General features: G+C 33.0%; 12 protein-coding genes. 8 read left to right on the top strand and 4 right to left on the bottom strand.

The annotated features are described in order from the left end of the window. Positions 1–24 precede the first annotated feature (24 nt). Genes QA539_RS10885 through QA539_RS10870 form a run of 4 tightly spaced genes read left to right on the top strand, consistent with a single transcriptional unit; the run spans position 25 to position 2353 of the window. Positions 25–468, top strand: coding sequence for a plasmid mobilization protein (locus tag QA539_RS10885; protein ID WP_419895622.1), 444 nt, complete (start codon positions 25–27; stop codon positions 466–468). Then, a complete protein-coding gene (locus tag QA539_RS10880; protein ID WP_219495006.1) occupies positions 450–1547 on the top strand; it encodes a relaxase/mobilization nuclease domain-containing protein in 1098 nt (365 codons plus the stop codon). The genes QA539_RS10885 and QA539_RS10880 overlap by 19 nt, the downstream gene beginning before the upstream one ends. 40 nt (positions 1548–1587) lie before the next feature. Further along, positions 1588–1731: a hypothetical protein gene (locus QA539_RS10875; RefSeq protein ID WP_219495005.1), complete on the top strand. Its 144-nt coding sequence runs from the start codon at positions 1588–1590 to the stop codon at positions 1729–1731. 1 nt (position 1732) lies between these two features. Beyond that, positions 1733–2353: a hypothetical protein gene (locus tag QA539_RS10870; protein WP_219495004.1), complete on the top strand. Its 621-nt coding sequence runs from the start codon at positions 1733–1735 to the stop codon at positions 2351–2353. On the opposite strand, the gene QA539_RS10865 is transcribed toward QA539_RS10870, so the two are convergent. Continuing rightward, entirely contained in the window at positions 2354–3193 is an 840-nt protein-coding gene (locus tag QA539_RS10865; RefSeq protein WP_219495003.1) for a helix-turn-helix transcriptional regulator, read from the bottom strand. 511 nt (positions 3194–3704) lie between these two features. Here QA539_RS10865 and QA539_RS10965 point away from each other — a divergent pair. After that, positions 3705–4079, top strand: a complete 375-nt coding sequence (locus QA539_RS10965) for a DUF3021 family protein (protein WP_414739212.1) — start codon at positions 3705–3707, stop codon at positions 4077–4079. Between the two features lie 11 nt (positions 4080–4090). Here QA539_RS10965 and QA539_RS10860 read toward each other — a convergent pair whose 3' ends face one another. After that, positions 4091–4657: a tyrosine-type recombinase/integrase gene (locus QA539_RS10860; protein WP_419895623.1), complete on the bottom strand. Its 567-nt coding sequence runs from the start codon at positions 4655–4657 to the stop codon at positions 4091–4093. A 1301-nt stretch (positions 4658–5958) separates the two neighbouring features. On the opposite strand from QA539_RS10860, the gene QA539_RS10855 reads away from it, so the two are divergent. Next, positions 5959–6480: a hypothetical protein gene (locus QA539_RS10855; RefSeq protein WP_101143109.1), complete on the top strand. Its 522-nt coding sequence runs from the start codon at positions 5959–5961 to the stop codon at positions 6478–6480. A gap of 130 nt (positions 6481–6610) precedes the next feature. On the opposite strand, the gene QA539_RS10850 is transcribed toward QA539_RS10855, so the two are convergent. Further along, positions 6611–7165: a hypothetical protein gene (locus tag QA539_RS10850; protein WP_219495009.1), complete on the bottom strand. Its 555-nt coding sequence runs from the start codon at positions 7163–7165 to the stop codon at positions 6611–6613. Positions 7166–7441: 276 nt separating this feature from the next. Between QA539_RS10850 and QA539_RS10845 the strand changes: the two genes are divergently transcribed. Then, positions 7442–7648: a hypothetical protein gene (locus tag QA539_RS10845; protein WP_219495008.1), complete on the top strand. Its 207-nt coding sequence runs from the start codon at positions 7442–7444 to the stop codon at positions 7646–7648. Positions 7649–7766: 118 nt separating this feature from the next. On the opposite strand, the gene QA539_RS10840 is transcribed toward QA539_RS10845, so the two are convergent. Further along, positions 7767–7859, bottom strand: coding sequence for a type I toxin-antitoxin system Fst family toxin (locus tag QA539_RS10840; protein ID WP_133446098.1), 93 nt, complete (start codon positions 7857–7859; stop codon positions 7767–7769). Positions 7860–8021: 162 nt separating this feature from the next. Here QA539_RS10840 and QA539_RS10835 point away from each other — a divergent pair, with 162 nt between their 5' ends. Next, entirely contained in the window at positions 8022–8393 is a 372-nt protein-coding gene (locus QA539_RS10835; protein WP_219495007.1) for a hypothetical protein, read from the top strand. Positions 8394–8888 lie beyond the last annotated feature (495 nt).

Genomic DNA, 8888 nt, shown 5'->3' with positions numbered 1-8888 from the left:
CTTCGGCACGGAGTGGCGTAAAAAATGACGAATGAATATGAGCTATTTTTTACAGAATGGAGGGACGAACAAGTGAGCGAGGCAAAGAAAAAATCAAAGATTATTTCTTTCCGAGTGAACGCAGATGAATATGATGTGATCGCTGGTACAGCTTCAAGTGCCAACTTGAACATCACATCATATTTAAAGGCGCGCGCATTAGGAGGGAAGATTCATCGTCCACTGATGAAGTCAGAGGATATTCAGAGTATCTTACCACCACTTTCAAAATTATCCGGTGAGATCAGTAGGGTGGGGAACAATATGAATCAGTCGACACGTACTTTAAAAAGTTTAGCACGTGAACCCTATATTGGTTCTGTAGAATTGAATGCGATTAAAAAGCTGACAGAAGAATTTCAGGCATCTAAGCATGAATTTGAACGACTTCAGAATGAGGTGCATCAGATATGGCACAGACTAAAGTAGCTTCGTCTAAAAGTGCCACGGCATCCATCAAATATGGGCGTGATGGTAAAGATAAGGACACACAGGAGAAGAAGTGTATTGCGATGTCTGGCATCAACTGTGATCCGAGTAACGCTGAATATGAGTTTGGTGTGGTCAGGAAAGCGTTCAACAAAGCAAAGGTCGAAGGCAAAGACATTCAAGCACATCTCATTGAACAGTCCTTTAAAGGCCGTGACATTGATCCTTTTGAAGTGAATCAGATGGGATATGAACTGGCCGAACGGCTGAATAAAGAACTCGGTGGTGGCTTTCAGGCTGTCGTCTATACACATGGCAATACGAACAATTATCATAATCATATTGTGTTTAATGCGGTGAATTTAGAAGATGGCCATAAATATCATTGTTATCAGGAAAAGAAGATTGTCGAACGGATCAATGATGCCATTGTAAGAGAACACGGCTATCCTGTCATTGAGAAAAATAAAGAACGTGGCACATCAGTTACGATTAAAGAACAGAAGCTCAAGGATAAAGGCGAATATATATGGAAAGATGATTTAAGAGCACGTATCGATCAGGCATTCGAAAAAACAAAGGATAGCCTTCATTTCGATATAGAGCGCTTTAAGGCGCATCTAACCGATCTAGGTGTCAACATAAGGGAAAGATTCAATCAGAAGCAACAGATGACCCGTTTTTCATACGATTTTATCGACCGGGATGGTAAGAAACGTATCATACGTGAAAAAAATTTAGGAGTTGATTATGGTGCCGAGGGAATCCAATACGGACTGGAGCAGGAACGAGAATCTTATGAACGATTTAAACGACAATCAGGATTCACATCTCTCCCAGCAGGTCGTACAGCTAACGTTGAAGTACCAGAAAGCAGAGATCGCATTCAACAGTATGCACGACAAGTACTTGACGCTCGTATCAGAGATGCAGGGGATGAAACGCTACAACGAGACACTCAAACAGGAGATGCGCACGGTCATCAACGAAAATCGAACACTCAAGACCGAACTTCAGAAGACCATCCAACACAGCCAGGACAAGATAGACGCCATGACCGTGGTGGATTTGAACGCTGAAAGTCTTAGACGGGACGTCCTAACGGATCTGAAAAGAGAGATGAAGTCTGAAGTAGAGATGCATCAGACGGAGCTGAATCATAGCTACCTCAGAACAAAGCTTATCCTGAACTATATCCCCGTCATCATCAGTCTGATCTTTGTGATATTCACCATCTATTATCTTATGACAGGGATGCATTAGAATGTTCACATTCCTCTATTATGGCATCCCGATCTGTATCGTTGCTTTGTGTCTCTATTTAATATTTGTATTGACGGCGAAACTTGAGGACCATCTCGCATCGTTAAGATTCACACTGCCTTTATCTGTGATGCTCTTCGGCATAGGATTCACGATCAGTACATGGACGCCTTTATCACCGTTGCCTTATTATCAGGCACATCTACATGTACAGAAAGTCCAACAGCAGTCCAAAATAGCTGAGACCTATCTGGAAGGTTTAGTCGACAAAGGACTACTGGATACGACCGTGAAAAAGCATGTTACACATCAACATTTTTCAGTCGCACAGAAAAAAATCAATCAGATTGATGACCCCAAGAAACGTAAAGCTCTGATGGATAAACACAGTGACTATCTATCAACGTATGAACATCAGATCGGTGACAGGCTCATCCAAAATCTTCAACTCGAACATCTCAGCATCTCTGAATACAGCAATCTGACAGCACAGGACTATGAAAATGTCCGTTATCAGATTCAGCAACAGATCCAAACACCACGAACGCAACAGTTTTTCCTGGAACGTGTCGAGAAGCTACAGAAACGACCTGATCTCGAATATCAATCCGTCACTCCATAACTAGATGACAGCATGATAGACATAGAACTGTTGTGCAATATATTCACGAATAATCCCGATATAGTACGCTCTGTCGCTCTTTATTTCAGATTTCTGTCCGTGATAGACTTTTTTCTTTGCCTTAACGAGTGATTGTATCGCATAGTTCATAATTTCAATGTGATCTTCAGTGCTATAGATGTTGTTACCGATGGTTTCTTTCAGCATTGTTTTGTATAGAGACAGAATTTCTTCATCACTAAAGAAGGGCTTTGCGACGTTATAAATTTCGTCAGGCACTTCCATCGGTTTGATACGGATATTTGAGTTCTTGATATTGTGATATAAAACTTTTGAGTGTTTTTTTACAGAACGTTTTCTGTTACTTAAAAAGATATTTAATAGATTTAAAAAGAATATAGTTTCCTTTTTTGCATGAACATGTTGTAACGCCTGTTGTGACAGCTCTTTCCCGGTCTTAATCACTTGATTAAGCGTGGACATTTTAGCGTGGACATTTTTTTCTCGGATGATTTCATACTGTGTATAGGTATTGATTCTAAAGACCATTGCACCGTTATTCTTACGTTTACCACTGACAGTGTGAATCTTCGTGATATAACCTTTTGCATCAAGATTCTTTAAAATACGGTAGACTGTCTTCTTGCTGATATGTAGAAGGTCTGCGATGGTTTGAAGTTTTAAATGAGAAAAACCAATCACTTTTAAGCTATGTTGTTTTAATACATTTAAAATACGGTATTCGGTCTCTTTAAGGTGACGGTTGTATCGTTCAACCGTACGATCCATTGCGATGATTGTTTCAAAGTTGTTTTCAAAGTCGTTCATGATGTAAGTCATTTCTATCATTCCTTTTTTAGTATTTAGGAACGAAAAAAGAGTGCATGCCGGTCTTTTCCATGGCATGCACTCTATGACTTTTATCATATATGATGTTTCCTTAAATAATTCTTTCGATTTGTTTTATTGAAAACTTTTTAAAAATCGGGTATGATTAAAACATAATCTTATAAGAAGAGTTTAAGGAACATTCTAAAGTGTTTGCCGATGTACGCGATCGGTAGGCGATTAATAACTGCGCTAACAGTTATTAATGCTGAATGTTCTTTTTACGTTCAATTAAGTTAATTAAATTGTATAACTATTCCAAAAAAATAGCAAACCAAAATAGAAATTTTCTATTTTGGTTTGCTATTTTGTTTATTAACAAAAGTTTATTGACAAAAATAAAAAAATAAGTATTATTAAATTAAATATTCTTAATCTTCAGAATGTGTAATTTGATAAGTGGAGGCACTACTATGTTAAATATGGATTCCCCTTCCAATTGCAGCTAAAAAGGAGATTAACAATGAATCTATATAAAAAAGGTATATATAGAGGTGGAATTATATTTTCCATACTATTTTTGTTTTACTTATTTATGAAAATAATAGGATTTCCTCACAACATTAATTTTTTATTTTACAGTTTTATTGGATTGATACTAGGTTGTTTTAGTGTTATATACGATGTAAAAAAATGGACTTTAAAGAAACAAGTTATAATTCATTTTATAATTATGTGTTTTACTATATTCCCCATACAATTTACTTTTGATTATATTATAAATGGAAATATTCATTATTTAGAAAATATAAGTAAGTTTTTGAAAATAGGATTAATAATAATCTTTATTACATGGATTATTAACAGGAGAAGAAAAAATATCAAGCAAAATAGTTAATTAAATGTTTATCAAACAAATAATCCTTTCATCACGCTAGTGATGGATTGGTTTATTATATCCTGATTGATTCCAATATATCTAAGTGTCACAGATTGAGAAGAATGATTGAATAGATCCATCAACAAAGCCACATCCTTCGTTTTCTTGTAGTAATGGTAACCAAAGGTCTTACGCATCGAGTGAGTACCTATTTCTCTTAATCCGATTGATTTTGCTGAATGATTTAAGATTCTATAAGCCTGTACACGACTAATGGGTTTACTTTTGCCCTCAGAATCGAGTTTATTGCTTTTAAACAGATAATCTTCATCCTCCAGGAACTGAATATAACGATCAATATCCTCCTTTAGATGATAAAGGGGGATTTGTTTCTGTTTACGGGTCTTCTGTTCTCTGAGTTTGATTGTATAGTCCTTAATATCCTTTTTCTTTAATCCCAACATGTCACTCACTCTCAAGCCACAGTTAATCCCTAAATTAAATAAAAAGACATCACGCTCTGATCCATAATAAGAGAGTGCTTCTTTCATCTCCTGTATCTTTTTTACGTCACGAATCGGTTCTACGCTGTTCATCAAAATCACTCCTATATGATACATATAACGTATTATTTCATATCGTTATGATACATTATTTCAGGTATAAAAATAAACCCCTTTGATTTCGGGATTTATCATGTAACATAATTCCTATTGTGTTACATTATTTAAGGTTTAAATATAGTAAAATGTTTTTTTCAATATTTAAACCTTAAATAATGTAAATAATATAAAAGTAATTTCTATTTGACTAAGTTACAAAAAAAAGTATATATTGAACAAAAAATAAAATGAGGTTTATACAATGGATATCATATGGTTAATTGTTTTTTGTCTAATAATTATCTGGGTTGCAATTACAATAGGGCTTTTCATTAGAAGATTGTTAAATAATATGAAGCAGAGAACAAAAAGTAGAATTGAATTAGAAGCACTGCAGAAGAAAGAACTTGAGAAAAGAATTGAAATATTGGAGCAACAATTGGCAGAGAGAGATAATAAACTTTAAAAGATCTGGAGAGATCTCAGATTGAAGACAAACTCACAATTCTAAAAGTGAGTTTGTCTTTTTTATTATGAAACAAAATTACCATTATGTTACATGAATTTTTAAAGAGACGCACTATTCAATTAAAAGTATAATAATAGAATTCTAATTGATTATTATAGCTGTAGACTAAATAGACGAATGAAGCGAATGATTGTACAACCTTAAATTTTTAAAAATTCAGTAATAAATAGAATTATTACGGTATACTGAAAAAAATAAATTATAGAGGTGATAAAATATAAATATAATGAAACATTATACTAATTACTTTAATTTTATCTAAAGAAATATCCATTATTTAAAAATAAAGTAGTGTCATGGAAGAAAGTGAGATTTCAATGGCTAAGAAAAAAGAAAGGAATAGTGAAGTAATCTATTCAACATCGAAGGAAATTGTCATCAATATCGCGAGGTGAAAGTATGACCTATAAATTTTATAAGATTTTGACTAGTCTAATTATTATTAGCTTTTTATTTATCTTTCATTATTATTTAGCAAGTACAATGCATGAAGGAGTGGATAGACCTCTATGGATTTATTTTTTAAATCCAATAATTGCTATCATTCTGTATATTATTTTTACAACTTTAGGTGAAAAAATTTATAAGAAGGAAGATGATAACCGTGACAAATAAGACTAATTTATTAATTACTACCACAGTAGCAGTTTCTTTATTAACTTCTACTTTTATATCCCCATTAAAAGCAAATGCTGAAGCATAACAATCTGTAAAAAGTCAAAATTTTTCTGTTGATAATATAACATATACAAACGATAAGATTATTATGGAAGATGGTTCAGAAGTGAAATACGGCACTAATTATAATATAGTAACTGATGAAAAGAAAAATGATACTTATAAATTGGTATTAGATTCAGCTAATAAAAGAATTGTAGTAACAAATTTGAAGAATGGTATTGTTTCATATAAGAAATTAACTACTGAAGTGGTTATAGAAGAGCCTTCTCAATTACGAAAAGATGATATTGAAATTGACGGACGCTTAAGCTCAAGTACGGATGAAAAGAATATTTTATCTCGAGCAGCAGCAGGGCCACCAGCAGGATCAGTAGATGGTTATAAATATGTGAGAACCACAAAGCATTCTTTAGAAAATGATGTTAATAATACAACTTTATTAATAGGTTTAATGATAACAGGAGGAAATATAGCTGCAGGAACGACTGCAAAAGCAGCTGCAAAAGATTTATTAAAACCTATTGCAGCCTATATAATAGGCAGTAAATTACCGAAAGTCTATTGGAAAGAAAGATTATACTCTAAAAGTAAAAGAATTGATAATTAAAATACAGAATACATCAGTATGTTTTCTTCTGTATTTTTTATTATAATAAATACATTGATGAAAATTTTTTTGATATTTCCAATTGGTGTTTCAATTCCAATATCTTCACTCCTATAATCCTATATAAAAACTATTTTTTAAACCATTTGCTTAAAAATCCTTTTTTATTCCTATCATCGCTATTTTTTAGTTCATTATACACTTTATCGTTTATATTCACTGTTTGTGCTTCTATAACATCTTCTTTAATCTCATTCAATTCTATCTCTAATGCTTTTATCTTTTCATTTGACTGCAATTGTAATGATTGTTGCTGGGATAAAAGTGTTTGTTGCTGTTTTAATAAACCATTTAAATTATTAACTTGATTAATATATTCATCTTTATCTTTTTTTAGATCTTCTATTTGTTGTTTTAGTATTTCGACCAAATCATCATTTCTAGAATCTTTTTCTTCTGTTTGACTACCTGATACACTAACATCTTCTGGATTCTTATTAATCATACTATTTGCTTGTTTGTTCTTATTTATACGCTGAGAGATTAAAACTGCCTGTTTATCATCAATTTGTATCACATTATCTATTTTTTTTAATTCTAAATCTAACGCTTTCGCATTATTTGTGATAGTTGCTTTAGTAACTTCCAACTTATCTGCTAATTGTTTAACTGTATAATTCATCATTTAACTACTCCATTTCAATTATGCAGTGCTAAGTACATCTATGTACATAAAAATCAACATTAGTTATGCACTTATTATGTGCTATATAATAATAATTACCTACCATTAACCACTTAGGCTATTTACTATTCACCGGATATATTATGTAGATAGCTTATGTACCTTTATATACTCTTATCCATCTAAAATTATAACATCTTTATCCTTTTAAATTACTCTTAAATTCAATTATTCGTTATAATTAAAATAAGTAGTTAATTTATATGGGGTGATTAAATGTCTGAAGACATTAAAGAAGAAAAAAGAAAATATGGTTTTTATCATCAAAAAGGTGAAAAGATTAAGGTTGTTTTCCTTGATGGCAAAGCTGTGACTGGAACATATTTATTCGGTGCGAAATATGAGATTTACATTGAAACAGAAGATGGACGAGAAATTACGATATTTAAACATGCTGTAAAGTATGTCTATGTCATTGATTAGTTTTACAAAGAAAACTGAATGATATATAATAATCTTAACAAGTAGAAATTCCATGGAAACACCGAACCCCCTAACTGCTGGAACAGTTAGGGGGTTTTTTAGGTGCTGGTATGCCGTCTTACGACTTACGCTGATCTAACCAGTGAGAAAACAACGCAAGTGCTACGCCAACATACAATGGCGCAATAACGTTAACAAGTAGAAATTCCACAGAGATCACCTCCTTCCATAAGATCTCGCCTATGGAAGTAAAGACGGCTTAATCATTATATCGAATTACTATAATTTCTTCTAGGTGGCTTACCTTATTCTTTTTATCGTGTAAAAATGAGTGGCATAATAAGGATAACGATAAACATCAGGAGGACATACGATGACAAACATTGATTACGAAAAGGAACTACAAGCATTAGAAGAAAAGAAGAAACAACTATTAAAAGAAAAACGTGAAAAAGATAAGAAAGAACTTCAGACATTAAAAGAAGTCTTTGGTAAAGACTTTCCAAGAAAAGAGAATGGTAAATTCATCTCGTTGGATGAATTCAAACAGAATTATGTGATTGCACATAAAGATCAGTCAGAGATTGATCCGAATAAATTTCAAGCAGTTCAGGAAGAACTGAATCAATTAAAGAAAGCGCTGAATGGCATTGCGGATGCAATGGACGATTCAAGAGGCTACTGGCACGTGAGTGATCTTAAGGGGTTAACGAACTGGTTATCACAATTTAGAACGAAGGGCTAAACTTTGATAATCAGTCTTACAAAAGATACGGGTATACAGTATCTTTTGTATCGAATGGATTGGATTATGATGACGAAAGGAGTCAGCATATTCAAATCCATTCGGAGAGTTTTTCTACAAAAATCCATACAAACATTACATGATGTTTGTATGGATCTTTGTATTTTATATCATCGTATATTTTGAAGAAATATACGATGATATAAAACGAAAGGGTTAAGGGAAAAGCTTTCCCTTACAAGGAGGTGAAGTAGACTTTGCGAAGCAAATGTATACATTCGCACTGCTTGACCAAAACATTTTTTGTACAATTTATGGTACAATTGATATAAACATCGTGACAGAACAATTGTACAATAAATGTTTTGTGTTCTTGTGATGTGATGGCTGTTGTTAATCTCAAATGCGAGCGAATAGTGAGACATTTGGATTTACAATAATCGTGTGAATGTCTGCGACCGAATAGGGAGCAGTCTGAACCGATACATCACATCA

Origin of the sequence: Macrococcus psychrotolerans, from assembly GCF_038095555.1 — a bacterium.
Taxonomy (GTDB): Bacteria; Bacillota; Bacilli; order Staphylococcales; family Staphylococcaceae; genus Macrococcoides; species Macrococcoides psychrotolerans.
Note: the sequence above shows the minus strand (reverse complement) of the source record. Positions and strands in the feature narration are given on the sequence as shown.